This is a genomic window from Nonomuraea sp. NPDC049684 (genome assembly GCF_044465345.1).
In the GTDB taxonomy this organism is placed as follows: domain Bacteria; phylum Actinomycetota; class Actinomycetes; order Streptosporangiales; family Streptosporangiaceae; genus Nonomuraea.
Window position 1 is genome coordinate 406,840 of record NZ_JBITLO010000003.1, and the last position, 24,370, is coordinate 431,209.

25 protein-coding genes are annotated in these 24,370 nt (G+C 73.1%); 15 read left to right on the forward strand and 10 right to left on the reverse strand.

Annotated elements, in window-relative coordinates:
* Positions 1 to 45 precede the first annotated feature (45 nt).
* On the forward strand, positions 46 to 828 hold the full coding sequence (locus ACIBST_RS12175) for a DeoR/GlpR family DNA-binding transcription regulator (RefSeq protein WP_397171171.1): 783 nt from the start codon (positions 46 to 48) through the stop codon (positions 826 to 828).
* A 79-nt stretch (positions 829 to 907) separates the two neighbouring features.
* Here ACIBST_RS12175 and ACIBST_RS12180 read toward each other — a convergent pair whose 3' ends face one another.
* Positions 908 to 1,813, reverse strand: a complete 906-nt coding sequence (locus tag ACIBST_RS12180) for an aldo/keto reductase (protein WP_397171173.1) — start codon at positions 1,811 to 1,813, stop codon at positions 908 to 910.
* A 59-nt stretch (positions 1,814 to 1,872) separates the two neighbouring features.
* On the opposite strand from ACIBST_RS12180, the gene ACIBST_RS12185 reads away from it, so the two are divergent.
* Positions 1,873 to 2,289 carry a MerR family transcriptional regulator gene (locus ACIBST_RS12185; RefSeq protein WP_397171175.1) on the forward strand — a complete coding sequence of 139 codons (417 nt, stop codon included), beginning with the start codon at positions 1,873 to 1,875 and terminating at the stop codon, positions 2,287 to 2,289.
* 3 nt (positions 2,290 to 2,292) lie between these two features.
* On the opposite strand, the gene ACIBST_RS12190 is transcribed toward ACIBST_RS12185, so the two are convergent.
* Positions 2,293 to 4,038, reverse strand: coding sequence for an AMP-dependent synthetase/ligase (locus tag ACIBST_RS12190; RefSeq protein ID WP_397171176.1), 1,746 nt, complete (start codon positions 4,036 to 4,038; stop codon positions 2,293 to 2,295).
* Positions 4,039 to 4,166: 128 nt separating this feature from the next.
* Here ACIBST_RS12190 and ACIBST_RS12195 point away from each other — a divergent pair, with 128 nt between their 5' ends.
* The 7 genes from ACIBST_RS12195 (at position 4,167) to ACIBST_RS12225 (ending at position 9,886) form a co-directional block, all read left to right on the forward strand.
* Entirely contained in the window at positions 4,167 to 4,934 is a 768-nt protein-coding gene (locus tag ACIBST_RS12195; protein WP_397171177.1) for a metallophosphoesterase, read from the forward strand.
* Positions 4,935 to 4,995: 61 nt separating this feature from the next.
* A complete protein-coding gene (locus ACIBST_RS12200) occupies positions 4,996 to 5,439 on the forward strand; it encodes an SRPBCC family protein (RefSeq protein WP_397171178.1) in 444 nt (147 codons plus the stop codon).
* Positions 5,436 to 6,599 (forward strand): ArsA family ATPase, encoded by a 1,164-nt coding sequence (locus ACIBST_RS12205; protein WP_397171180.1) that lies wholly within the window; start codon positions 5,436 to 5,438, stop codon positions 6,597 to 6,599. Before ACIBST_RS12200 ends, ACIBST_RS12205 begins: the two co-directional genes overlap by 4 nt.
* Positions 6,600 to 6,638: 39 nt before the next feature.
* Entirely contained in the window at positions 6,639 to 7,049 is a 411-nt protein-coding gene (locus ACIBST_RS12210) for a hypothetical protein (RefSeq protein ID WP_397171183.1), read from the forward strand.
* A gap of 13 nt (positions 7,050 to 7,062) precedes the next feature.
* Positions 7,063 to 7,995, forward strand: coding sequence for an ROK family glucokinase (locus ACIBST_RS12215; RefSeq protein ID WP_397171185.1), 933 nt, complete (start codon positions 7,063 to 7,065; stop codon positions 7,993 to 7,995).
* 12 nt (positions 7,996 to 8,007) lie between these two features.
* On the forward strand, positions 8,008 to 8,742 hold the full coding sequence (locus tag ACIBST_RS12220) for an endonuclease/exonuclease/phosphatase family protein (protein ID WP_397171186.1): 735 nt from the start codon (positions 8,008 to 8,010) through the stop codon (positions 8,740 to 8,742).
* A gap of 37 nt (positions 8,743 to 8,779) precedes the next feature.
* Positions 8,780 to 9,886: a hypothetical protein gene (locus ACIBST_RS12225; RefSeq protein WP_397171188.1), complete on the forward strand. Its 1,107-nt coding sequence runs from the start codon at positions 8,780 to 8,782 to the stop codon at positions 9,884 to 9,886.
* A 9-nt stretch (positions 9,887 to 9,895) separates the two neighbouring features.
* On the opposite strand, the gene ACIBST_RS12230 is transcribed toward ACIBST_RS12225, so the two are convergent.
* Both ACIBST_RS12230 and ACIBST_RS12235 read right to left on the reverse strand, forming a co-directional pair.
* Positions 9,896 to 10,384: a hypothetical protein gene (locus ACIBST_RS12230; protein WP_397171189.1), complete on the reverse strand. Its 489-nt coding sequence runs from the start codon at positions 10,382 to 10,384 to the stop codon at positions 9,896 to 9,898.
* 46 nt (positions 10,385 to 10,430) lie between these two features.
* Positions 10,431 to 11,189, reverse strand: coding sequence for an alpha/beta hydrolase (locus ACIBST_RS12235; RefSeq protein ID WP_397171191.1), 759 nt, complete (start codon positions 11,187 to 11,189; stop codon positions 10,431 to 10,433).
* Positions 11,190 to 11,336: 147 nt separating this feature from the next.
* On the opposite strand from ACIBST_RS12235, the gene ACIBST_RS12240 reads away from it, so the two are divergent.
* Complete coding sequence (locus ACIBST_RS12240; protein ID WP_352353255.1) at positions 11,337 to 12,044, forward strand: lysophospholipid acyltransferase family protein; 708 nt, start codon at positions 11,337 to 11,339, stop codon at positions 12,042 to 12,044.
* 20 nt (positions 12,045 to 12,064) lie between these two features.
* On the opposite strand, the gene ACIBST_RS12245 is transcribed toward ACIBST_RS12240, so the two are convergent.
* The gene (locus ACIBST_RS12245) at positions 12,065 to 12,520 is read right to left on the reverse strand and encodes a MarR family transcriptional regulator (protein WP_352353253.1); all 456 of its coding nucleotides are present in this window, start codon (positions 12,518 to 12,520) and stop codon (positions 12,065 to 12,067) included.
* Positions 12,521 to 12,600: 80 nt separating this feature from the next.
* Here ACIBST_RS12245 and ACIBST_RS12250 point away from each other — a divergent pair, with 80 nt between their 5' ends.
* On the forward strand, positions 12,601 to 13,029 hold the full coding sequence (locus ACIBST_RS12250) for a DoxX family protein (protein ID WP_397171193.1): 429 nt from the start codon (positions 12,601 to 12,603) through the stop codon (positions 13,027 to 13,029).
* Between the two features lie 225 nt (positions 13,030 to 13,254).
* On the opposite strand, the gene mmuM is transcribed toward ACIBST_RS12250, so the two are convergent.
* The 3 genes from mmuM to ACIBST_RS12265 all read right to left on the reverse strand — a co-directional run bounded on the left by mmuM (position 13,255) and on the right by ACIBST_RS12265 (position 17,688).
* Positions 13,255 to 14,121: a homocysteine S-methyltransferase gene (gene mmuM, locus ACIBST_RS12255; protein ID WP_397171195.1), complete on the reverse strand. Its 867-nt coding sequence runs from the start codon at positions 14,119 to 14,121 to the stop codon at positions 13,255 to 13,257.
* Positions 14,122 to 14,512: 391 nt separating this feature from the next.
* A complete protein-coding gene (locus ACIBST_RS12260) occupies positions 14,513 to 17,002 on the reverse strand; it encodes a VIT domain-containing protein (RefSeq protein ID WP_397171197.1) in 2,490 nt (829 codons plus the stop codon).
* Positions 16,999 to 17,688 (reverse strand): helix-turn-helix domain-containing protein, encoded by a 690-nt coding sequence (locus ACIBST_RS12265; RefSeq protein ID WP_397171199.1) that lies wholly within the window; start codon positions 17,686 to 17,688, stop codon positions 16,999 to 17,001. The genes ACIBST_RS12260 and ACIBST_RS12265 overlap by 4 nt, the downstream gene beginning before the upstream one ends.
* Positions 17,689 to 17,804: 116 nt before the next feature.
* Between ACIBST_RS12265 and ACIBST_RS12270 the strand changes: the two genes are divergently transcribed.
* Entirely contained in the window at positions 17,805 to 18,272 is a 468-nt protein-coding gene (locus ACIBST_RS12270; protein ID WP_397171200.1) for a Dps family protein, read from the forward strand.
* Between the two features lie 250 nt (positions 18,273 to 18,522).
* The gene (locus ACIBST_RS12275) at positions 18,523 to 19,545 is read left to right on the forward strand and encodes an alkaline phosphatase PhoX (RefSeq protein WP_397171202.1); all 1,023 of its coding nucleotides are present in this window, start codon (positions 18,523 to 18,525) and stop codon (positions 19,543 to 19,545) included.
* A gap of 16 nt (positions 19,546 to 19,561) precedes the next feature.
* Here ACIBST_RS12275 and ACIBST_RS12280 read toward each other — a convergent pair whose 3' ends face one another.
* A complete protein-coding gene (locus ACIBST_RS12280) occupies positions 19,562 to 20,155 on the reverse strand; it encodes a TetR/AcrR family transcriptional regulator (RefSeq protein ID WP_397171204.1) in 594 nt (197 codons plus the stop codon).
* 135 nt (positions 20,156 to 20,290) lie between these two features.
* Between ACIBST_RS12280 and ACIBST_RS12285 the strand changes: the two genes are divergently transcribed.
* Positions 20,291 to 22,501 (forward strand): MMPL family transporter, encoded by a 2,211-nt coding sequence (locus tag ACIBST_RS12285; RefSeq protein ID WP_397171205.1) that lies wholly within the window; start codon positions 20,291 to 20,293, stop codon positions 22,499 to 22,501.
* Here ACIBST_RS12285 and ACIBST_RS12290 read toward each other — a convergent pair.
* A complete protein-coding gene (locus tag ACIBST_RS12290; protein WP_397171207.1) occupies positions 22,458 to 23,315 on the reverse strand; it encodes a GNAT family N-acetyltransferase in 858 nt (285 codons plus the stop codon). The two genes, ACIBST_RS12285 and ACIBST_RS12290, sit on opposite strands and share 44 nt — an antisense overlap.
* 94 nt (positions 23,316 to 23,409) lie before the next feature.
* On the opposite strand from ACIBST_RS12290, the gene ACIBST_RS12295 reads away from it, so the two are divergent.
* Complete coding sequence (locus ACIBST_RS12295; protein ID WP_397171208.1) at positions 23,410 to 24,309, forward strand: lactonase family protein; 900 nt, start codon at positions 23,410 to 23,412, stop codon at positions 24,307 to 24,309.
* Positions 24,310 to 24,370: the final 61 nt, after the last annotated feature.

The window sequence follows — 24,370 nt, forward strand, 5'->3', positions numbered from 1 at the left end:
GATGCGGACGGGATGTGTCGGAACCTGTTGGGATCTGGTGATGCGATGCTCGCCCCGCAGCGTCAGCAGGCGATCCTGGACCTCGTCCGGCAGAACGGCGGCGTCAGGGTCGTGGACCTGGTGCGCACGTTCGGCGTCTCCGACATCACGATCCGGCGCGACCTGGAGCTGCTGGCCGAGCGCGGCCTGCTGGCCAAGGTGCACGGCGGCGCGACCACCATCGGATCCACGAACGAGCCCGGCTTCGCCGCCAAGTCCGTGCAGCAGGAGGAGGAGAAGCAGGCCATCGCCGGGCACGCCGCCGCGCTCGTGCGCCCCGGCACGGCCGTGGCCCTGTCGGCCGGCACCACGACCTGGACGCTCGCCCACCACCTGGGCCAGATCCCCGGCCTGACCGTCGTGACGAACTCCGTCCGGGTCGCCGACGTCTTCCAGCACGCCGGCCGTCCCGACCAGACGGTCGTGCTCACCGGCGGGGTGCGCACCCCGTCCGACGCCCTGGTAGGCCCGGTCGCGGTCGCCGCCATCCGCCGGCTCAACGTGGACCTGCTCTTCCTGGGCGTGCACGGCATGACCGCGCGGACCGGCTTCACCACCCCCAACCTGATGGAGGCCGAGACCGACCGCGCGCTGGTCGAGGCGGCCTCCCGGCTCGTCGTGCTGGCCGACCACACCAAGTGGGGGACCGTCGGCATCAGCACGATCGCCGAGCTGGGCGAGGCCGACGTGGTCGTCTCCGACACCGGCCTGCCGGAGCCGGCCAGGCAGGCGCTGTCGGAACGGGCGGGCCGGCTCGTCCTGGCGGAGCCGCGACCCGTCACGGACTGAGGCCGGTCATGGAGGTGAGGCCCGTCATGAAGGTGAGGCCGGTCATGAAGGGTGAGGTTCGTCGTGAAGGTGAGGCCCGTCACGAAGGCGAGACGGCGGCCGCCGCCGACAGCCGGTCGTGCTGCTCGTCGGAGAGCTCCACCGACAGCGCCGCCACGTTCTCCTCCAGGTGCCCGATCGAGGAGGTGCCGGGGATCGGGATCACCGTGGGGGAGCGGCGCAGCAGCCAGGCCAGCGACGCCTGGGCCGGGGTGACGCCGATCTCGGCCGCCACCGCCGCCAGCGGCGTGCCGGGCCCGGCGTGGGAGCCGGCCGCGATCGGGAAGAACGGCAGGAACGCGATGCCGTGCGCGGCGGCGTGCTCCACGACGTCCTCGTGCTGCCGGGTGGCCAGGTTGTACATGTTCTGCACGGCCGCGATCGGCGTGATCTCCGCCGCCCGGCGCAGCTCCCCGGCGCTCACCTCCGACAGGCCGATGTGCCGGACCTTGCCCTCGTCCCTGAGCTGCTTGAGCGCGCCGATCTGGTCTTCGAGCGGGTAGGCCGGGTCCAGGCGGTGCAGCTGGAGCAGGTCGATGCGCTCCACCCGCAGCCGGCGCAGGCTCAGCTCGGCCTGCTGGCGCAGGTAGGCCGGATGGCCGAGCGGCACCCACTCGGCCGGCGAGGGCCGCAGCACGCCGATCTTGGTGGCCACCGCCACACCGTCCCCGTACGGGTGCAGCGCCTCGGCGATCAGCTCCTCGTTGGCGCCGAGCGCGTAGGAGTCGGCGGTGTCGAAGAGGTTCACGCCCAGCTCGGCCGCCCGGCGCAACACCGCCACGGCGCCCGCCCGGTCCGCCGGCGCCTCCCAGATGGGCGCCTCCATCGCCGAGCGCGCGGGATCGGGGGCGTCGGCCAGCCGCATCGACCCGTAGCCGATCCGGCGAACCTCCAGGTCCCCGCCAATGGTGAATGTCTGTACAGTCTCGCGAGGAATTTCTCTCATGGACGTCACGCTAGAAGCTCACATCGATGCGAGATGCAAGCGGGTGTGAGGAGCATCACGTGAAGATCGGCGCGCTCTCCGCGGAGACCGGGGTCAGCCCCCGGCTGCTGCGCTACTACGAGGAGCAGGGGCTGCTGACCTCGTACCGGGCCGACGGCGGTCACCGGCGCTACGGGACGGACGCGCCCGTCGTGGTCCGGCGCATCCGCACGCTGCTCGCCGCCGGCCTGCCGACCAAAGTGATCAAGGACGTGCTGCCGTGCGCCTCCGGCTCCGGCGAGGTGCTGGACCCGTGCACCCTCGGCCACCTCCGCGGCCGGCTCACCGGCCTGGACGAGCAGCTCGCCGAGCTCCAGGCCGCCCGCCAGGCCCTGGCCGCGATCCTGACCGCGACCGAGCGGGCCGGCGACCCGGCCGGTGACCTGGCAGGCGAGCTGGCCGGTGAGCTGGCAGGCGAGCTCGTCGGGGCCGCCTGACGGCTAGTGGCCGTAGAGCTCGTCGATCTCCTTGGCGTAGTCGCGCATCACCAGGTTGCGCTTGACCTTCAGCGTCGGCGTCAGGTGGCCGCTCTCCTCGGTGAGGTCGGTGTCGAGGATCGTGAACTTCTTGATCTGCTCGGCCTTCGACACCATGCCGTTGGCCCGGTCGACGGCCTCCTGGACCTGCGCCAGGATCGCCGGGTCGGTGCGCAGCTCGGCCGCGCCGCGACCGGCGGGCATCGCCTCGGGGTCGAGCGTGACCAGCGCGGCGACGAACGGACGGCCCTCGCCCACGATCATGGCCTGGGACACCAGCGGGTGGGCGCGCAGCGCGTCCTCCAGCGGGCCGGGGGCGACGTTCTTGCCCGCGGCCGTCACCAGGATCTCCTTCTTGCGGCCGGTGATGCGCAGGTAGCCGTCGGCGTCGAGCTCGCCCACGTCGCCCGTGCGGTACCAGCCGTCGGCGTCGACCGCCTCGGCGGTGGCGGCGTCGTTCTTCCAGTAGCCGTGGAAGACGTTGCGGCCCTTGGCCAGGATCTCGCCGTCGTCGCCGATGCGGACCGAGACGCCCGGCAGCGGCTTGCCGACCGTGCCGATCTTGTTGGCGCCCGGCATGTTGACCGAGATGGGGGCGGAGGTCTCGGTCAGGCCGTAGCCCTCGAAGACCTCGATGCCGACGCCCCGGAAGAAGTGGCCGAGCCGGTCGCCGAGCGCCGAGCCGCCGGAGACGGCGGCCGACAGCCGGCCGCCGGTGGCCGCCCGCAGCTTGGCGTAGACCAGCCGGTCGAACAGCAGGTGACGCAGCCGCAGGCCGAGCGGCGCGCCGCCGGACGCCTCGGCCTTGCTCCAGGCCACCGCCACGTCGACGGCGCGGGCGAAGATCTTGCCCTTGCCGCCCGCGGCGGCCTTCTGCTCGGCGCCGTTGTAGACCTTCTCGAACACGCGCGGCACGCCCAGCAGGAACGTCGGCTTGAAGTCCTGGAGGTCGGGGGCGACGTTCTTCATGTTCGGGGTGTGCGCCATGATCGCGCCGGCCTCGACCAGCACCACCTGGATCATCCGCGCGAAGATGTGCGCGAGCGGCAGGAACAGCAGCGCCGCCGGGTCCTTCGAGCTGAACAGCGGGTCGAGCGGCCCGCGCAGCACGTTGAGCGCGGTGAACAGCAGGTTGTCGTGGGTGATCCGGCAGCCCTTGGGACGGCCGGTGGTGCCCGAGGTGTAGACGATCGTGGCCAGATCGGCGGCGACGACCTTCTTCCTGCGCTCCTCCACGGCCGAGCCGGGCACGCCCTCCGCGTCGAGCCGCCCCTCGACCCGCCAGACGGCCTTCAGCTCGGGCGCGGCCTCGCGGACGGTCTCCTCGTGCGCGTCGAGCTCGACGAAGGCCGCCTTGGCCTCGCTGTCGGCCAGGATCCACCGGACCTGCTCCACCGACGACGTCTCGTAGACGGGGACGGTGACCGCGCCGACGGACCAGAGGGCGTAGTCGACCAGCGTCCACTCGTAACGCGTGCGCGACATCAGCGCGACCCGGTCGCCGTGCTCGATCCCGGCCGCGATGAGCCCCCTGGCCACCTCGACCACCTGGTCGCGGAACTCGCCCGCGGTCACGACGGGCCAGCCGTCGTCGGTCTTGCGGCGCATGATCACGGTGCCGGGCTCCCGCTCGGCCCGGTCGAAGACCGTGTCGGGCAGGCTTGCTGAGGCAGGCACATCGACCAGGACGGGGACGCTGTACTCGCGCACGAACTTTCAACTCCTCTACGGGGACCGCCTGGACGTTACCGCCTTAAGTTACGCGCCGGTAGCATCGTCATGGGAGCGTTATGAAGGGCGTTCATCACGCTAGCAGCCGTCCCACCTAGGATTTCCCCATGAGGGTCCACGTGGTGAGTGACGTGCACGGCAGGGCCGACGCGCTGGCCCGCGCGGGCGAGGGCGCCGACGCGCTGGTGTGCCTGGGCGACCTGATCCTCTTCATCGACTACGACGACCACGCCAACGGCATCTTCGCCGACCTGTTCGGCGCGGAGCGGGCCGCCGAGTTCATCGCCCTGCGCACGGCCAAGCGCTTCGACGAGGCCAGGGCCATGTCGGCGCGCCTGTGGGCCACCCTCGACGGCGACCCGCGCGAGCACATCGAGCGCAACGTGCGCGCCCAGTACGCCACCCTCTTCGCGGCCATGCCCACCCCCGCCTACCTCACCTACGGCAACGTGGACATTCCCCGCCTGTGGCCCGACTACCTCAAACCAGGCCATCAGGTGCTCGACGGCGAGGTGGTGGAGATCGGCGGCCTGCGCTTCGGCTTCGTCGGCGGCGGCCTGAAGACCCCCTACCGCACCCCGTACGAGATCGGCGACGAGGAGTACGCCGCCAAGGTCGAGGCGATCGGCGAGGTCGACGTGCTGTGCTGCCACATCCCGCCCGCCGTGCCCGAGCTGCTCTACGACGTCGTGGCCAGGCGCTTCGAGCGCGGCAGCGAGGCCACGCTGGCGGCCATCCGGCGCACCCAGCCGCGTTACGCCCTGTTCGGCCACGTCCACCAGCCTCTCCACCGCCGCGCCCGCGTGGGCCGCACCGAGTGCGTGAACGTCGGCCACTTCCGGGGAAGAGGTGAGCCGTTCGTCCTGGAATGGTGAGCCGGGCGGCCCGTGACCGGCGCTCCGCCGCAACGGGCGGATTCTGCATTACGGTGGTCGCATGGCTGATCGCACCACTTCGAGCACCACCATCGGCGCCGGCCGCGCAGAGGTCATGGCGGTCATCGCCGACTTCCCCGCCTATCCGGAATGGGCCGGATCGATCAAGCGCGCCGAGGTCGTCACCACGGGCGCCGACGGGCGGCCCGAGCAGGTGCGGTTCGTCCTCGACGCGGGCGTGATCAACGACACCTACACCCTGGCCTACACCTGGGACGGCGACGACGGCGTGCGCTGGCAGGTGGCCGAGCCGGGCAAGATGGTCGGCGACCTGCGCGGAAGTTACCAGCTCGCCGAGACGGGCAGTGGCACCGACGTGACGTACGAGCTCACCGTCGACCTCACGGTGCCCATGATCGGGATGATCAAGCGCAAGGCCGAGAAGGTGATCGTGGACACCGCGCTCAAGGGACTGAAGAAGCGCGTCGAGGGCCGTACCCGGTGAGCCCCCGGGTCCTGCTGTTCACCGGCAAGGGCGGCGTGGGCAAGACCACCGCCGCCGCCGCGACCGCCACGCTGGCCGCCGAGCGCGGGCTCAAGACGCTGATCGTCTCCACCGACACCGCCCACTCGCTGGCCGACGCGCTCGCCGTCGAGCCCGGCGAGATCGCGCCGGGCCTCCACCTGCACCAGGTCGACACGCAGAAGACGCTGGAGCGCCACTGGGGCGACCTGCAGCACTACGCCAGGGGCGTGCTCACCGAGCTGGGCCTCGACGAGATCACCTCCGAGGAGATCACCGTCCTGCCCGGCGCCGAGGAGGTCATCGCCCTGCTCGAACTGCGCGAGCACGCCCGCCAGGGCGCCTGGGACGTCATCGTGATCGACTGCGCCCCCACCGCCGAGACGCTGCGGCTGCTGGCCCTGCCCGAGGCGCTCGACTGGCACGTCACCAGGCTCATGCCGGTCGGCCGCAAGCTGGTCAAGGTCGTCTCGCCGTTCATGCGCAGCGTGGCCAGGGTCAGCGCGCCGGGCGACGACGTCATGAACGCCGCCGAGCGTTTCCACCGCGGGCTGATGGAGGTGCGCGAGCTGCTCACCGGCGACAGCGCGTCCGTGCGGCTCGTGCTCACCCCCGAGGCGGTGGTGCTCGCCGAGGCCAGGCGCACCCTCACCTCGCTCAACCTGTACGGGTACCGCGTCGACGCCGTCATCGCCAACCGCGTCTTCCCGGCAGGCGGCGCCGACGAGTGGCGGGCCAACTGGGTCAGCGCCCAGGCCAGGCTGCTGGCCGAGGCCGAGGAGTCGTTCGCGCCGCTGCCCGTCCACACCGTTCCCTACCTGCCCGCCGAGCCGGTCGGCCGGCGCGCGCTGGCCGAGCTGGGCGCCTCCGTCTACGGGGAGACCGACCCGTTCGCGGCGCCCGCCGTCGAGCCGCCGCTGCGGCTGAGCGCCGACGAGCTGACGCTCGCCCTGCCCGGCGCCGACCACGACGACGTCGACCTGGCCCGCAAGGGCGACGAGCTCATCATCACCGCCGGCCCGTACCGCAGGATCCTGGCGCTGCCCGCGGCGCTGGCCCGCAGGAAGATCGGCTCTGCCGTGCTCCGCGACGGCGCGCTGAGAATACGGTTCAGTGTGGGGAGCGAATCCGGCTCCGAATGAGTTGAGCAGGATGAGCGAACCATACGCAGGGAGGGCCAGATGACCGAGAACAACGACAGAGATCCCAGCAGGGACCCCATCGGCACCGTGGCCGACGAGGCGCGCAAGCTGTTCGAGACGATCCAGGGGCGCGCCACGCGCCAGGTCGGCAAGACCGTCTACAACTCCTTCACGGGCGGCGGCGCCCGCAAGGAGCGGGACGTGTGGAGCGAGGCGGTGTCCGAGCCCCACGACGAGTACATCTGCCGCGCCTGCCCGGTGTGCCGGGCGATCGCGGCGCAGCGGGAGTCGGGCTCCGACGTGACCGGCCACCTGGTGGCCGCGGGCGGCGAGCTGTTCGCCGCGGTGCGCGGGGCGTTCGACGCGCTGAGCAGGCCCGCCCCCCGCGAGCCGCAGCGCGACACCCGGGACCGCGACCGCGGCGACGTGGAACACATAGATCTGGGATAGGGAGACACGCGGCATGCTCACGATCGGTGTCGACATCGGCGGTACCAAGGTCGCCGCGGGCGTGGTCGACGACAACGGCGAGATCGTCGAACACACGCTCAGGCCGACCGCGGCCGACCGGCCCGACGTGGTCGCCGACACGGTCGCGGACGTCGTCCGCGAGCTGTCGCAGGGCAGGGACGTCGAGGCGGTCGGCGTCGGCGCGGCCGGGTTCGTCGACGAGACCCGCTCGATCGTGCGTTTCGCCCCCAACCTCGCCTGGCGCGAGGAGCCGCTGCAGAAGAAGATCAGCGACCTGGTCGGCCTGCCCGTCGTGATCGAGAACGACGCCAACGCCATGGCCTGGGGCGAGACCAGGTTCGGCGCCGGGCGCGGCCAGTCCCACGTGGTCTGCCTGACGCTCGGCACCGGCATCGGCGGCGGCATCGTCATCGACGGCGCCCTCTACCGCGGCCGCTGGGGCATGGGCGCCGAGCTCGGCCACATGCAGGTCGTGCCCGACGGACGGGTGTGCGGCTGCGGCAACATCGGCTGCTGGGAGCAGTACGCCAGCGGCCAGGCCCTGGTCAAGGAGGCCAGGGAGATCGCCGCCCGGCAGCCCGACCGCGCCGAGATCCTGCTCGGCCTGTCCGGCGGCCGGATCGAGGGCGAAGAGGTCACCGAGGCCGCGCGGCTGGGCGACAAGGCCTCGCTGGCCGCCTTCCGCAGCCTGGCCGACTGGCTCGGCCAGGGCATGGCCGACCTGGCCGCCGTCCTCGACCCCGGCTGCTTCATCGTCGGCGGCGGCGTCTCCCGGGCCGCCGACCTGTTCCTCGACGAGGCCCGCGAGGTGTTCGCCAGGCAGCTCACCGGCCACGGCCACCGGCCGCTCGCCGAGATCCGGCTGGCCGAGCTGGGCGCGTCCGCGGGGGTGGTCGGGGCCGCTGACCTGGCCAGGCGGCGCTAGCGCGTGCCGGCCGTGGCTCCCTCGTCCGGCACGCGAGGCAGGCGCGACGGCGTGCTGGTCAGGGTCGCCTCGTACAACGTGCGCAGCATGCGCGACGACGTGCCCGCGCTGCGCCGGGTGCTCGCCGCCATGCGGGCCGACCTGGTGTGCGTCCAGGAGGCGCCGCGGTTCGCCCGGTGGCGGGCCAGGCGCCGGGCGCTGGCCGAGGCCGGCGGGCTGCGCGTGGCCACGCCCGGCCGCGCCGGCGGCGTGTGCGTGCTGGCCGGGCCGCGGGCCCGGGTGCTGGAGGCGCGGCTGCACCGGCTCAAGGCGTTCCCCGGCCTGGAACGCCGGGTGCTGGCCGTCGCCGTCGTCGAGATCGGCGGCGCGCGGCTGGCCGTCGGCTCGCTCCACCTCGACCTGCACCTCGCCGCCCGGCTGCGGCACGCCGGCGAGGCCGTGTCCCTGATGGAACGAACGGCCGCCGCGCACGACGCCGCCATCGTGGTCGGCGCCGACGTCAACGAGCGCGGGCACCAGCCGGCCTGGCGTTTCCTGGCCGCCCGGCTGTCCGACTGCCACGCCGTCGCGCCCGCGGGCGACGGGCTGACCTTCCCCGCCGCGCGGCCCGCCGAGCGCATCGACGCGGTGTTCGCCGCGCGCGAGGCACGCGTCCTGTCGTGCGGGGGAGTGGCGGCCGGGAACGCCGATCTGGCCGGGGCAAGCGACCATCTGCCGGTGCTCGCCGAGTTGCAGGTTGGACTCTGACGGGCGAGCCGCCCGGGGCAGCCCGTAGCATTTGTTCATGACCCGTCGCTCTCAGCGGCGTGCGCTCTCCGTCCTTCTGGCGACGTCCGTGGCCTTGCCGCAGGTCACGCCCGCCGCGCATGCCGAGCCCCGTCCCGCCGCCGAGGCGTGGCAGAAGTCGACGAGCGCGCGCCTCGACGCCGACGGCTCGCTCTCCGACGTGCTCGCCGTCTCGCCGGGCGACGTGTGGGCGGTCGGCCAGCAGGAGATCTGGGACGTCTGGAAGAACCGCGGCACGATCCGCCACTGGAACGGCACCTCCTGGGCCGAGGTTGCCGTGCGCGACGCCACCGCCGCGGGCAACCTGCGCGGCCTGGCCGCCGCCGGGGCCTCCGACGTGTGGGCGGTCGGCGACGGCCACGACGGCCTGCCCTACCTGGCCCACGGCGACGTCACGGGCTTCGACCGGGTCCGGCCGCAGGGGCTGCACGCCGGCGACTGGCTGGGCGGCATCGACGCCAAGCCCGGCCGGGTGGTCGCGGTCGGCAGCCGGGAGAAGTACGGGCTCATCCTCACCGGCCAGGGCAACACCTGGACCGTCCAGGAGACCAAGGAGAAGGGCGCGCTCTACGCGGTCGCCTCGGGCTTCGCCGTCGGCGACACCGGCGGCGCGCCGCTGATCATGCACTACGCGTCGGGGGCCTGGAAGTCGATGTCCGTGCCCGCCGTCCCGGGCGGCTACCTGCGCGACATCCAGGTCGACAGCTCCAAGCGGGCGGTGGCCGTCGGCGGCGTCTACCACGGCCCCGGCGAGATCTCGCCGCTCGTGCTCACCTGGAACGGCAAGCGCTGGCAGCGCCTGGCGATCCCGGCCACCGGCGCCCGCCTCTACGGCGTCACCGGCGACGGCAAGGGCCGCTACTGGATGACCGGCTACGACCCGGAGCAGGCGGCCCAGCCGTTCGTGATGCGCTGCGAGAAGGACGCCTGCCAGATCATCCGCGGCGCCGCGGAGAAGGGCCGCAGCAGCGTGCGCCTCCAGGCGGTGGCCTACCTGGCCGGCAAGGGGGCGCTGTGGGCGGTCGGCCACGCCGTCGACGCGGCCGACCGCTACACCGACGTGGTGGAGTCCTTCGCCCCCCGCACCACCACGGCCAAGTCGTAGCCCGCCGGTCTACAGGACGGCGCCGTCGTCCCAGCCCGAGTCGTTGGGCGGGCCGTCGCCCATGCGCACGACCAGCGCCACGAACCCGCCGATGAACGCCGCCACCGCGGTGAACAGCGCCCACCCCTCCATCTGCCAGCTCGCCATCGCCGCCACCAGCAGGTAGGCGGGCCCGCCGAACAGCGCCACCCAGGCGAGCTTGGTCGGCAGGTCGAGCTTGGGCAGCGGCGGCGGGGGAGGCGGCTCGAAGTGCCCCTCGTCCTCGTCGTCGTCGCGGCCGGGCTCGTCGCGGTCGTCGTGATCGACGTGATCGGCACGGTGGGGCGCGTCCTGGCCGGGTTCGGGCTCCTCGGACGGTTTGACCACCCTGCGGGTGGGCTCGGCGGGCACGTTCTCGCTGTCCGGCCATGGCTGGTCGGCCGAGTCGCGCTCGGCTGTGTCGTTGAAGGACGCGACGATCTGCCGCCAGACCTCGTCCTCGTCACTCTGGGGCGTCACCTAGATGGGCCTCTCCGCAGCGATCGCGACTTCCCCCTGGGTGCGATCAGTCCCTCTGCAAGGGTACCGAGGCATGTGTCCGGATGAAGTCGAGGCTACCGGCAAAGATCCTGTCGGCATCGTTGTCAAGCGTCGCAACATGGTAGCTGTCCGTGAGCTCCTCGATCGTGGCCTGCGGGACCTTCTGGCGAATGATCGCCACACTCGTCGGTTTCACCACGTGGTCGTCGCGGCTGTGGAAGACCAGCAGCGGCTGGGTGACCTTCGCCAGGTCGGCCTGCACCAGCGACCACAGCCCCGGCAGCGACGCGGCCGCCTTGACCGGCGTACGGGAGTAGGCCAGCTCGGTGACGCCGGGCTTCTTGACGTCGTTGGCGACGCCGGGCACCGACGGCAGGAACCACTTCAGCAGCGGCGCCAGCCTCAGCAGCGGCACGTCGCCGGCGATGGACGGGTTCACCACCACCACGCCCCTGACCGCGTCCCCGTGCACCTCGGCCAGCCGCAGGGCCAGGCAGCCGCCCAGCGACAGGCCCGCCACGAACATCTCCGAGCAGCGGCCCTGGAGGTCGGCGAACGCCTTCTCCACCTCGGCGTACCAGTCTTCCCAGCGGGTGCGGTTCATCTCCTGCCACGTGGTGCCGTGTCCCGGCTGGCGGGGCAGCGAGACGCTGACCCCATGGCCGGCCAGGTACTCGGCCCAGGGCCGCAGCGACTGCGGCGTGCCGGTGAACCCATGGCACAGCAGCACTCCGACCTGACCCGCTCGGTGGTGGTAGGGCTCCGCGCCTGGCATGAGCGGCATAACAGCTCCTTGACGCAATTTCATCCCGGAACTGCCCGATCGTCGCACGTTCAGGGGTGATTGTGCGAGAGCTGGTGTAGTTGCATCTCGCCAGGGATGGGAAGATGACTCTGCTCGATGACGATGTCCTGGGGAAGAGGTGACCGGGTGTTCTACTGGGTGGTCAAGGCCATCTTGAAGCCGATCCTCATGCTCTTCCGCCCGTGGACGGAGGGCGGGGACAACGTACCCAAGCAGGGTCCCGCGATCCTGGCCGGCAACCACCTCTCCTTCGCCGACCACTTCTTCGGCCCGCTGCAGATCCGCCGCAAGGTGATCTCGCTCGGCAAGGCCGACTACTTCACCGGCACCGGCGTCAAGGGCTTCTTCACCCGGCTGTTCTTCAGCGGCGTCGGCACCGTGCCGATCGACCGCTCCGGCGGCAAGGCCAGCGAGGCCGCGCTCCGCACCGGCCTGCGCATCCTGCGCGAGGGCAACGTGCTGGGCATCTACCCCGAGGGCACCCGCTCGCCCGACGGCCGCCTCTACAAGGGCAAGACCGGCGTGGCCCGGCTGGCGCTGGAGTCGCGGGTGCCGGTCATCCCGTGGGCGATGGTCAACACCTACGAGATGATGCCGCCCGGCCGGCTGTTCCCCAAGCTCGGCATCCGTCCGGGGGTGCGGTTCGGCAAGCCGCTCGACTTCTCCCGCTACTACGGCATGGAGGACGACCGGCTGGTCCTGCGCGCGGTCACCGACGAGATCATGTACGCGCTGATGGAGCTGTCCGGCCAGGAGTACGTCGACAAGTACGCCGCCAGCGCCCGGGTCGAGATGGAACGTGCCCGCCGCGCCGCCGCCAAGACCGGCTCCTGAGGGCCTGGCCGCCCATGCGGTCAGCTTCTGAGTGCCTGTTCGCTCTTCGTCATCGCGCTGGTCAGTGAGGTCAGCTCCGCGCGGGTGAGCCGGTCGATCAGGTAGTCCCGCACGACCTCGACGTGCCCGGGGGCGACGCGTTCCAGGCAGCGCTCGCCGGCCTCCGTGAGCACCGCCAGCACCCCGCGGTCGTCGGACGGGCACGTGGCGCGCTCCACCAGCCCCGCCTTCTCCAACTGCGTGATCTGGTACGTCAGCGCGCTCTTCGACACCACCACGCCCCGGGCCAGCTCGGTCATGCGCATCCGGCGCTCGGGGGCGGCCGACAGGCGCACCAGGATCTCGTACTGCGGGTGCGTCAGCCCGGCCGCGGCCTTGAGCTGCTCCTCGATGCGCCGTTCGAGCAGGTGGGAGGCCGACAGGAAGGCGCGCCACGCGGCCATCTCCGTCTCGTCGAGCCAGCGGGTGTCCGTCACGTCCCAAGTGTACTTGTTGTTCAGATTTGAACTACCGGTAGAGTGGTTGTTCAAATCTGAACGACTCCCTTGGAGGGTCCATGATCGACCGGGCGCGTCCCATCGCCCTGCTGCTGGCCAGGATCGCCATTGGCGTGATCTTCCTGGTGCACGGCTACCAGAAGTTCGCCGACATGGGCATCGCGGGCACCACGAAGTTCTTCGAGTCCGCGGGCATCCCGCTGGCCGGAGTGGCCGCTCCGGCCGTGGCGGTGCTGGAGGTGGCCGGCGGGATCGCGCTGATCCTCGGCGCCGCCCTGCCGATCGCGGGCACGCTGCTGGCCCTCGACATGATCGGGGCGATCGTGTTCGTCCACGGCTCCAGCGGCTTCGGCGCCGGTGAGGGGGGCTACGAGTTCGTCCTCGCGCTGGCGGCGGCGAGCCTGGCGGTGGGATTCACCGGCGGCGGCGCCCTGGCGCTCGACGCCCTCCTCGGCCGCCGCCGCACCACGGCCCCGGCGACCGCCTGACGGTCCGCCCGTTCCGGCCGCTCACCCCCCCGTGCGCGCCCACGCCCGCGGGCGCGGCGCGCGCGGGGGTCCCGCGGCCGGCGCTTCGTCCGTACGGCGTGCGCGGGGGTTCGGCGGTTCGTGGGTACGGCGTGCGCGGGTTTTGCGGTTCGTGGGTACGGCGTGCGTGCGGCGGCCGGGTGGTGGGTGTGTCGGTGACGGCTCGCCGGGGGGCGGGCCTGGCGGTCAGGTCAGGTGGGCGCGGATCTGCCGGATGTGCTCGGGGGTCGTGCGGCAGCAGCCGCCGATCAGCGACGCCCCGGCGCGCTCCCACTCCTTGGCGGCCAGGCCGTACTCGACCGGGTCGGACAGGCCCAGCCACCGGCGCCGCTCGGCGTCCCACGTCTCGCCCGAGTTCGGGTAGACCACGACGGGCAGGCCGCCGGACAGGCGGGCGACCAGCCCGGGGATGTGCCGCGGCGCCGTGCAGTTGACGCCGACCGCCACCACCTGCGGGTTCCCGGAGAACAGCGCGGCGGCCCGGTCGATCGGGGTGCCGTCGTTGATGCGCTCGGCGTCGCGGCAGGAGAAGCTCACCCACGCCTTGACCCCCGGCGTGGAGGCCAGCAGCCCGGCCAGCGCCCGCGCCTCGGCGTAGGACGGGATGGTCTCGCAGGCCAGCAGGTCGGCGCCGGCGGCGGCCAGGATCTCCCAGCGCGGACGGTGCCAGGCCAGCAGGCCGTCTTCGTCGAGGTCGTAGTCGCCGGTGTACTCGGCGCCGTTGGCCAGATAGGCGCCGTAGGGGCCGACCGAGGCCGCCACCAGGCCGTGACCGGCCTCGTCGCGGGCCTGCCCGGCCAGCTCGACCGACAGCCTGATCAGCCGCTCGGCCTCGGACCGGTCGAGCCCGCGCCGCTGGAAGCCGGGGATGGTGGCCTGGTAGCTCGCCGTGGTCGCCACGTCGGCGCCCGCCGCGTAGTAGTCGGCGTGCACCCGCCTGATCAGCTCGGGCTGCTCCAGCAGCAGGCGCGCCGACCAGAGCTCGTCGCGCAGATCCGCGCCGAGCGACTCCAGATGGGTGGACAGGCCGCCGTCCAGGACGAGTGTGCTCACCCGTCCAGAATAGGAGGCCGCGGGGGATGCCGGCACATGGGAATGGCACGCCTTTTATCGGGGACGCCGGAATATCGCGGCGGAGATATCGCCGGGCGTGCAATTCATAATGGGTGTGCCTGGTCGTTCGCAGCGACAGGCTCGGCGTGGGGTTCCGCCGTCTCTGGGCGCCCGCCATGGCCGATCACCTCGGGCGTCCAGAGTGTCGAGCTGATGAGGCAGTGAAATCAGCAAAGAATCCAGAATTTCCGCCTTCGGCGGTAAAAGACGGTTCTGGAAACCGCGCTACCGCCAAGTCCGGTACGGCACGGCGGGACCCGTTCGGCCATTCGCCACAACTGCCCGGGAACGCCGGCCCCGGCAGCGCTGCCGGGGCCGGGTCAGGTGAGCGTCAGCCTCGCTTCCAGAAGGGGCGGTGGCGCTTGCCGGGCTCGGGGTCGCCCGGGGCGAGCGGGCCGTCCGTGGGCAGCGGGTCGCCCGGCGCGATGGGATCGGCCGGCGGGGTGGGCGGAGCCGGGTCGGCCGGGGCGTGGTCGGCGGGGGCGCCGGTGAGGGCGGCCAACGCCTCGACGGCGTGGTCGTGCAGGGCGCGCAGGTCCGTGCCGGGACGTTCGGCCGCCTCCAGGTCGCGGGCCAGCGCCGCCAGCGCCGCGTTCCCGCCCAGGTACGCCGCCAGCGCCGCCAGCCGCGAGCCCAGGTCGGCCAGGTACGGCGCGTCCGGTACGCGCATCGCCTTGAGCCGGTCCAGTTCGGCCTTCAGCTGCGGCCTGACCGACTCCAGCCGGAGCGCCGGGCGCGGCGACGACGGAGGCGCGAACTTGGGCGAGGCCCCATGCCCAGGCCCGCCACCGGAACCGGGCGCGGACGGCGCAGGACCGGCCGGGCCGCCCATGAGGGGCGGGGCCACCGGGAAGGGGGCGTCGGCCGGGGAGGGACCGCCGACCGGAGGAGGCGCGCCGAAGCCCTGGTCGAAGCCCTGGTCGAAGGACGACGGAGCCGGCGGCATCATCCGGGGCGCGCTCGCGGGACGCGCCATCGTCATCGCCTGCGCCACGAACCCCCCACCCATGGACGGGTTCGGCGGCAGCTCCCACCCGCTGGGCGGCTCGACCGGCTGGATGACCCGGTGCTCGGGCGCGCCTTCCGCGACCTGCCTCGTGTCGATCGCCACGTACGCCGTGAACCTGCACAGAACGCCGTTCTCCAGCGAGACCTCGACGATCCGCGACTCCAGGCCGTGCTCGCCCATGGCGTACCGGTCCTCCAGCTCGCGCAGGTGGGCGCGGGCCCAGACGGCGCGGAGGGCGGGACTGCCGGTGCTCACCCCCGTGACCCGCTCCTCCCACGGCCCTCCGGCCGACGTGCCGCGCACGGTGACGGCCTCGGCGCCCTCGCGGCACCGTCCGTACACGCGGAGCGGGACCCCGGGGAAGATCGAGCCGAGGTGGGTCACCGTTCCGGGCTCGGCCTCCAGGCCCTGCAGGGACAGGTCCGTCACCAGCGGCGCGCCGATCCTGCGGTGGATCTGCTCCATCGCCGCGTCGAGCCGGTCCTCGGACTCGACCAGCTCGCAGCGGCCGGCGCCCAGCCCGGCGAGCCGGCCGAGGAACCCGGCGTTCACCGCCCGGTCGATCCCGACCGTGTGCACCCGCATCGCCGACAGCGCGCCGCCGGCCTGCTCCAGGATCTGGTCCTCGTTGCCGACCTGGCCGTCGGTGACCAGCACCACCACCCGCTCCCTGTCGCCGGGCGCGCCGAGGAGCGCGACGGCGCGGCGCAGCGGTTCGAGCAGCTCGGTGCCGCCGCGCGCGTCGACCCGCGCCAGGTGCTCGACCGCGCGGTAGCGGTTGCGGTCGGACGCCTCCACCAGCCCCTCGAACGCCGCCTCGACCACCGAGTCGAAGGTCAGCACGTCGAAGCGGTCGTGAGCGGTCAGCGTGTCGACGATGCGCGCCGCCGCCCGCCGCGCCGCGACCATCTTCCAGCCGCCCATGCTGCCCGAACGGTCGAGCACCAGCACCACGTCCCGCGGCGCGCGGGCGGCCTGGAGGGCGGGCGGGACGACGGTGAGCGCGAACGTCCCCCGCCCGTCGAACTGCAGGGACGTGGACGCCTCGAACGACAGCCGCAGGATGAAGTCACGGTCGAGGCGCTCGCCCGGACGCAGACGCACGGTGTGGCCGTCCTCCTCCACCACGTGCAGGCTGGAGGCCAGCTCCCGCAGGTCGAGCCCGGAGGCGTCGACGCGGGCGGTGAGCGAGAGCCGCACCGGGCTGGGGAAGCCGGGCAGCAGCACCGGCGGCGTGATCCTCGACGCGTCGGGGACGGCGTCGGTGTCCGGCGCCACCCCGGAGCCCGCCGGGTCGCCGTCGAGCGGGGTGCCCGGGACGTACCGAGGGGCCACGACGAGCGGGAACCGGAAGGTCGCCGCGCCGTCCTCGTAGGGGAGGGGCTGGCTCATGGTCAGCCTGATCGAGACGCGTTCGCCGGGCAGGATGTTGCCCACCCTGATGGTGAAGACGTCGGGCCGGTCCTCCTCGGCGATGGCCGCCCGCCTGCCCTCGCGCAGCGCCTGGTCGTAGTCGGCCCTGGCCTGGCCGCGCTCCTTCAGCACGCCCTCCACGACCCGGTCGTCGGCCTCCATCCTGAAGGCCGTCACCGCCGCCCGGTCGGGCAGCGGGAAGACGTAGGTCGCCTCCAGCGTGACGTCGAACGGGTTGCGGAACCCCTGCTCGACCTCGACCCCGGCGACGAGCCCGGCGATGTCGGCGTGCACGTCCACGCTGTCCAGCGGCAGGTTGCCGCGCTCGGTCAGCAGCGCGCCGAACCCGGCCTCCGGCACCGGCAGGCACCGTGCGGGCTCCAGCGAAGTGATCTTCACAGCAGTCTCCTCTCTACGAGCACCGCGAGCAGCGGCCCAGCCGCCGCCAGCACCGCCTGAACGTCGTCCTGCGACGGAGGCCGCCCCCCGTCCCACACCACCCGAACCCCGTCCGCGAGCACGACCCCCGCGGCCGCCCCGCCCCCGGCATGCCCGGCTTCCGGGTCGGCGCCGGCGGGGGGATCGCTCCCGGCCGGGGCGCGGCGGACCGGCCGCTCGGCCCAGAACCTGTCGCGGCCCGGCTCGCCGCCGCCTCCGGCCCGCCCGTCCGTGGCGGGACGAGAAGCCGCCCGCCCTTCACCCGCGGACGGCACGTCCGTGAGCCCGGCGAGCCCGGTGGGCGCGTCGGCGAGCGCGGCGAGACCGGTGGGCGCGTCGGTGAGCCCGGCGGCCGCCGCCAGTGTGGCGTTCGTCGCACCGGCCAGCGCGGCCTGGACCTCGGCGATCGAGTGCCCCGCCGCCTGCATGCGCTTGACGGCCACCAGTTGCAGCAGGTGCCGCCGGCCGTAGCGGGCGATCCTGCCGCGCCGGGTCAGGGGCGGGTCCACGAGGCCGATGGTGGTGTACCACCTGATCAGGCGTACCCCGGGCACGTCGCGGACCCGGCCGTTGACCGGCTGGGCGCCGGCGCGCAGCGCCCGCGCCGCGTGCTCGGCCAGCTCGCCGATGGTCCAGGTGTCGCTCATACCTCCACAGTGACACTGTCACTATTACACTGTCAACAACCGAAAGATCGGAAGAATCCGGCCCCGGATGACGTTCCAAATAGGGAAAAGCAGTACTGAAGGGGAGGAAATACGACATGGCTACGATCTCCGGTCCGCTCTCGGGCGAAGCCAAGAACACTGTCGCCGAAGCCCTGCAGGGCGCCCTGGTCGATCTCATCGATCTGTCGCTGATCGCCAAGCAGGCGCACTGGAACCTGGTCGGCGCCCATTTCCGCCCGATTCACCTCCAGCTCGACGAGCTGACCGACCTGGCCCGTGCCCACATGGACACCATCGCCGAGCGGGCGGTCGCCCTCGGCGTGAACCCCGACGGGCGCTCGGCGACCGTCGCCAGGTCCACCCAGCTCCAGCAGCCCGAGCGCGGCTGGCTTGAGGACGGCAAGGTCGTGGCGACGATCACCGACATCCTCGACGGCATCAGCAAGCGCATGTACGAGCGCATCCGCGCCACCGACGAGGCCGACCCCGTCAGCCAGGACCTGCTCATCGCCGTGACGCAGGACATCGACAAGCAGCACTGGATGTTCCAGGCCCAGCGCTGACCGCGCGCGGCCGCCGGCCGCAGCACCCGAAAAGCCCGGGCACGACCACAGTGCCCGGGCTTTCGCGTGTCCGCCCCCTAAGTGGGCGATCTTCCGTCCAGTGGGTACGGACTGTCACGCATCGTCCAGGGCCTCCGGCGATCTCACGCCACGACAGGAGCGCGGGGTTTGCGCAGAGTTTGATGTCACGAGTCCTTGCCATTCATGTCGGTGCGGTCGACTAGCGTGGCACCTAGAGGGAGGCCCCACGATGTCCCACAAGACTCTCCTCCGCACGGGCCCGCTCTTGCAGGGCGGCATCAGCCCGTACGGGCCGCTCACGCCGGCGTCCGCCGACGGGCTCGCGCTGCCGCCGGGCTTCACCGGCCGGGTGGTGGCCCGGTCGGGCGAGAAGGTGGCCGGGCTCACCTGGCACGCCGCGCCCGACGGCGGCGCCTGTTTCCCCGACGGCGCCGGCTGGATCTACGTCTCCAACTCCGAGCTGCCCCTGCTCGGCGGCGCCTCCGCGCTGCGCTTCGGCGCCGACGGCACGGTCGCCGACGCCTACCGCATCCTGTCCGGCACCGACCTCAACTGCGCCGGCGGCGCCACGCCGTGGCACACCTGGCTGTCGTGCGAGCTCGGCGACCGCGGCCGCGTCTTCGAGTGCGACCCCTACGGCGCCCGCGCCGCCCGCCCCCGCCTGGCCATGGGCCGCTTCCGGCACGAGGCCGCCGCCTGCGACCCCGAGCGGCGCGTCGTCTACATGACCGAGGACGAGCACGACGGCTGCTTCTACCGCTTCCGTCCCGGCGACTGGGGCGACCTGACGGAGGGCACGCTGGAGGTGCTGTGCGCCTCGGGCGGATGGCGGCCGGTGCCGTCCCCGGCCGCGCTGCTCACCGCGGCCCGCCACCAGGTCGAGGACGCCCGCCACTTCGACGGCGGCGACGGCTGCCACTACGCGGGCGGCGTCTGCTACTTCACCACCAAGGGCGACACCGGCCTGTGGGCCTACGACGCGCACACCTCCACGCTCGACCGGCTGTGCGAGGGCGTGCGCGCGATCACCGCCGCCCCCTCCGGCGACCTCTACGTGGCCAGGGAGACGACGGAGATCGACGTCATCGCGCCCGACCGGGCCGTCACGCCGTTCCTGCGGCTCACCGGGCACGAGGGGGCCGAGCTCACGGGGCTGGCGTTCTCGCCGAGGGGCGACCGGCTCTACTTCTCGGCCAGGCGCGGCCGCACCGAGGGCCACACCTTCGAGGTCCGCGGCCCCTTCCGCCCCTGACCCCGCCCTCGCGGCCTCAGGCCAGGTACCGCACCAGCATGAGCTTGAGCTCGGCCACGAGCTCCGCGCCGCGCTCCGGCGTGGCCGGCCCCAGCATGGGCAGCACCGCCTTCACCATGGCCAGCGCCATCGTCGCGTTGAGCAGCGCCCGCTCCTGCGGCAACCCGGGCGAACGCCGCCGCAGCAGCGCCGCGATCCGCTCCGCCAGCGAGGCGTGCAGGCGCTGCGCGGCCGTCGCGAGCCGGTCGCCGGTGGCCGACCCGTACAGCAGCGACCAGTACGCCGGCGACTCGGCCTTGAACGCCACGCTCTCGTCCACGAGCTGCCCCACCAGCGCCTCCAGCGGGACGTCCGGGGTGACCGCGGCCAGCCGGGCGGCCCAGAACTCGTCCCGGTCGTCGGTGTAGCGGGACACCAGGCCGTCCAGGATCTCCTCCTTGTTCCGGAAGAACTGGTACAGCGACCCGGGGGAGAGCCCGGCCCGCGCGGCGACCTGGTTCGTCGTCATGTCCGGATAGCCGATCTCGGCGATCACCGACTCCGCGGCGTCGAGGATCTCGGCCATCCGCTTCAGGCCGCGCGCCTGCCTGCGGACCGCGCGTTCAGGCATGGGTCACCTCGTTGACAAATGCGAGCATTTACTTGTATTTCTGAGATCGACAGCGAAACACGAGTAGTTTACCGAGTTTCCATCGGGAGATCCCATGCGAACCTGCCCATCGGGCTCGGCGCGGGCGGTGCCCGCGTGGCCGTGAACCTCGCCGCCCGCGGCCCACGGGCCGCCGCCGCCGAGCCGCCGCTGCGCAGGCTGGGCCACCTCCTCGTCCGCCGCCGCCGGCTCGTGCTGGCGCTGGCCGCGCTCGTGCTCGTCGTCGCGGGCGTCCTGGCCGCCGGTACGGTGTCCCGCCTGTCCCTGGCCCGCTTCGAGGCGCCGGGCTCGGAGTCCGACAGGGCCCAGGCCGAGCTCGTCCGCCGGTTCGGCACCGGCAGCCCCGACCTGGTGTTCCTGGTCACCCCCAGGTCCGGCACCGTCGACGACCCCGAGGCCGCGGCGGCGGGCCGCGCGCTCACCGACCGCATCGGCCGCTCGGCCGGCGTCGCGGAGTCCTCCTCGTACTGGACCAGGGGCAGGGCCGCCACCCTGCGCAGCCGGGACGGCCGGCACGCGCTGATCGTGGTGCGCGTCCCCGGCGACGCCGACCACGTGCGCACGCGGGTGCTGCCGGAGCTGGTGCCGCGGATCGTCGGCGAGCAGGGCCCGCTGCGGGTGCGGGCCGGCGGCGGGGAGGAGGTGTTCCGCGAGACCGTGCCGCTGGCCAGGCAGGACTTCGTCCGGGCCGAGCTGGTGATCTTCCCGCTGGCGTTCGCGCTGCTCTGGCTCTACCAGCGGCGCGTGATGGCCGCCCTGGCGCCGATCCTGGCCGGGGTGGCGGCCATGGTGGTCGGCCTGGGGCTGCTGCGCGGCGTCCTGGCGTTCGCGGAGATCTCCACCTTCGCCCTGAACCTCACCCTCGCCATGGGCCTCGGGCTCGGCATCGACTACTGCCTGTTCGTCGTCCAGCGCTTCCGCGAGGAGGTCGCCGCCGGACGCGACCGCGCGGCGGCCGTCGCCGGAGCCGTCGAGCACGCCGGGCGGACCGTGCTGTTCAGCGGGCTCACGGTGGCCGCCGCCCTGGCCGTGCTGTTCGTGCTGCCCTTCGACTTCCTGCGCTCGTTCGCCTACGCGGGCATCGCGGTCGTGGCCGGCGGCCTGTTCGCGGCGGTGGTCGTGCTGCCCGCCGTGCTGGCCTCGGCCGGTGGCACGATGCTGCCCAAGCCGCGGCGGCCCGGACGCGGCACGGGCCTGCGGCGGGCAGGGCGGCCCCGGGGCGCCGGGTTCTGGCACGGCCTGGCCGTCCAGGTCATGCGGCGGCCGGTGGTGTCCGGCGGCCTGGCGGCGGCGTTGCTGCTGGTGCTCGCCTCGCCCTTCCTCGGCCTGCGCTTCGGCACGGCCGACGACCGCGTCCTGCCGCCGGAGGCGTCCTCGCGGCAGACCCAGGAGGTCATCCGGCGGACCTTCCCGGCGGAGGAGACCGACGCCATCCAGATCGTCTCGGCGGGGGCGGTGCGGGCCGCCGACGTCCCGGCGTACGCGGCGCGGCTCTCGCGGGTTCCCGGGGTCGCCCAGGTCGACTCCGCCGCCGGCGCCCACGCGGCCGGGCGCAGGGTCGGCGACGGCGACCCGGCCCGCTTCCGCGGGCAGGGCGCCTGGCTGTCGGTGGTGCCCTCCGCAGAGGCGCTGGCCGGCGACCCGGTCCGGCTGGTGGCGGCCGTACGGGCCGTCCCGGCGCCCTTCGCGGTCCTGGTCGGCGGCTATCCCGCCGAGCTGGCCGACTACCGCGCCTCGGTCGTGGACCGCCTGCCGCTGGTGCTGGCGCTCATGCTGGGCGTCACGTTCGCCGTGCTGTTCCTGATGACCGGCAGCCTGGTGCTCCCGCTCAAGGCGACCCTGCTGAACGTCCTCAGCCTGGGCGTCATGTTCGGCGCCCTCGTCTGGGTCTTCCAGGAGGGCCACCTGGCGGGCCTGCTCGGCTTCACCCCGACCGGCACGCTCGACCCGAGCATCCCGATCCTCATGCTCTGCGTCGCCTACGGCCTGTCGATGGACTACGAGGTCCTCCTGCTGTCCAGGATCAAGGAGGAGCACGACAGGACGGGCGACACCGAGCAGGCCGTCGCCGCCGGCATGCGGCGCGGCGCGCCCCTGATCACCGCGGCGGGCGGCATCCTGGCGCTCACCTTCGCCGCCTACGCCACCGCGCGCGTGGCGTTCGTGCAGATGCTGGGGGTCGGCATGGCCGTCGCGGTGCTGGCGGACGCCACAGTGATCAGGGCGGTGCTGGTGCCCAGCCTGATGCGCCTGGCCGGGCCGCTCAACTGGTGGCCGCGAGGTCGAGCGACCACATCTCCTCGGTGACCTCGGCGCCGTTCTCCGCGCCCTTCTCCGCCGACTCCAGCTCGAACCCGGCCGCCTGGTAGATGCGCCGCGCGCTCACCAGGCAGTCGCGCGTCCACAGCGTGATCCTGCGGTAGCCCCGGTCCCTGGCGTGGCGCACGCACTCGGCCACCAGGCGCCGTCCGATCCCGAGACCCCGCGCCGACGGCTCGACCAGCAGCATGCGCAGCTTGGCCGTCGTGTCGTCCTGGTGCACGCAGAACACGCACCCGGCGCGCTCGCCGTCGACCTCGGCGATCCAGCCGGCGTCGCGGGCGGGGTCGTAGGCCCCCACGATCCTGGCCACGAGCTGCTCGAACTCGGTGCCCCAGCCGTACTCCTCGCTGTAGAGGGCGCCGTGCCGGTAGGCGACCCAGCCCAGGTCGCCCGTGCGCGGGGGCCTGATCACGTACGAGCGGGCGGCCGGCTCGCCGAGCAGCCGCCTGATCGTCGCCATGCTGCCGACCAGCAGCGCCCGGTCGGCCTCGGGCAGGCCGCCGAGCAGCCGTTCGATCTCCTCGGCCGAGCGGCGGTCGAGCCCGGCGAACGTGGCCGCGCCCGCCTCGGTCAGCCGGACGAGCTGCTTGCGGGCGTCGGCGGCCGACCGCTCGCGGGCGACCAGCCCGTCGCCCTCGAACCGGGCCAGGATCCGGCTCAGGTAGCCCGCGTCGAGGTCGAGCAGCCCGCGCAGCTCGCCGGTCTCCATGCTGTCGGCGTGCGCGAGCTCGAACAGCACCCTGACTTCCGTCAGCGAGTAGGGCGAGTCGAGCATGCCTGCCTGGAGGACGCCGATCACTTTCGTATAGAACCGGTTGAAGGCTCTGATCTCAGAAACCCTTGCCTCCGTCAACGAACTCATTGCCACAGTCAACCATAAGAAGGATCCCGTTGTGAACCTCTACATAGGCGGCTACGGCCCCGGCATCGTCACGGTGGGCGGCGAGCTGACCCGCGTGGCCTCGCCGTCGTTCCTGGCCGCCCATCCCACCCTGCCCGTGCTGTACGCGGCCGGCGAGCTCCAGCGCGGCTGGCTCACCGCCTTCACCACCGAGGGCGGCCTGTCCCCGCTGGACGAACGGTCCAGCGACGGCGACAGCCCCTGCCACGTCGCCGTGCACCCCTCGGGCAGCCTGCTGGCCGTGGCCAACTACGGCGACGGCACCGCCGGCCTGCACCACCTGGACGAGCGCGGCGCCTTCACCGGCGACCCGATCGTCCTGCGGCACGAGGGCTCGGGCCCCGACCCCGACCGCCAGGCCGGCTCGCACGCCCACATGTGCGTCTTCCACGACGACGTCCTGCACGTCTCCGACCTGGGCACCGACGAGATCCGCCGCTACCGCCTGGACGGCTCCCCGCTCGACCCGATCACCCTGGCCCCCGGCACCGGCCCCCGCCACTTCGCCTTCGCCGGCGACCGCCTGTACGTGGCCGGCGAGCTGGACGGCACCGTGACCCTCGTCGAGGGCGAGCGCCGCACCGTCGTGCCCGCCTCGCGCGCCGAGGGTGACAACGCGCCCAGCCACCTGCAGCTCGACGGCGACCTGGTCTACGTCGCCAACCGCGGGCCCAACACGGTCTCGGTGCTGCGCGCCGCCGACCTGTCGCCGGTGGCCGAGGTGCCCTCCGGCGGCGTCTGGCCCCGCCACTTCGCCATCGCCGGCGACCGCCTGTACGTCGCCAACCAGAACTCCGGCGAGGTGACCGCGTTCACGCTCAAGGACGGGGTGCCCGAGCCGACCGGTGAGTCGTACCAGGTGCCCAGCCCGTCCTGCGTGCTGCCCGCGTAGGACCGCGGCGAGGAGGGCGGGCCGGTGTAAGGATCTGGCCAAGTCGTGGCCCGTCCCGGTG

Excerpts from the sequence above, each read along its gene's own strand:
- ACIBST_RS12275 (WP_397171202.1), top strand. The coding sequence starts at position 18,523 with ATGTCCCACAAGACTCTCCTCCGCACGGGCCCGCTCTTGCAGGGCGGC.
- ACIBST_RS12270 (WP_397171200.1), top strand. The coding sequence starts at position 17,805 with ATGGCTACGATCTCCGGTCCGCTCTCGGGCGAAGCCAAGAACACTGTC.
- ACIBST_RS12180 (WP_397171173.1), bottom strand. The coding sequence starts at position 1,813 with ATGAGAGAAATTCCTCGCGAGACTGTACAGACATTCACCATTGGCGGG.
- ACIBST_RS12200 (WP_397171178.1), top strand. The coding sequence starts at position 4,996 with ATGGCTGATCGCACCACTTCGAGCACCACCATCGGCGCCGGCCGCGCA.
- ACIBST_RS12235 (WP_397171191.1), bottom strand. The coding sequence starts at position 11,189 with ATGCCGCTCATGCCAGGCGCGGAGCCCTACCACCACCGAGCGGGTCAG.
- ACIBST_RS12195 (WP_397171177.1), top strand. The coding sequence starts at position 4,167 with ATGAGGGTCCACGTGGTGAGTGACGTGCACGGCAGGGCCGACGCGCTG.
- ACIBST_RS12280 (WP_397171204.1), bottom strand. The coding sequence starts at position 20,155 with ATGCCTGAACGCGCGGTCCGCAGGCAGGCGCGCGGCCTGAAGCGGATG.
- ACIBST_RS12225 (WP_397171188.1), top strand. The coding sequence starts at position 8,780 with ATGACCCGTCGCTCTCAGCGGCGTGCGCTCTCCGTCCTTCTGGCGACG.
- ACIBST_RS12175 (WP_397171171.1), top strand. The coding sequence starts at position 46 with ATGCTCGCCCCGCAGCGTCAGCAGGCGATCCTGGACCTCGTCCGGCAG.
- ACIBST_RS12250 (WP_397171193.1), top strand. The coding sequence starts at position 12,601 with ATGATCGACCGGGCGCGTCCCATCGCCCTGCTGCTGGCCAGGATCGCC.
- ACIBST_RS12210 (WP_397171183.1), top strand. The coding sequence starts at position 6,639 with ATGACCGAGAACAACGACAGAGATCCCAGCAGGGACCCCATCGGCACC.
- ACIBST_RS12265 (WP_397171199.1), bottom strand. The coding sequence starts at position 17,688 with ATGAGCGACACCTGGACCATCGGCGAGCTGGCCGAGCACGCGGCGCGG.
- ACIBST_RS12215 (WP_397171185.1), top strand. The coding sequence starts at position 7,063 with ATGCTCACGATCGGTGTCGACATCGGCGGTACCAAGGTCGCCGCGGGC.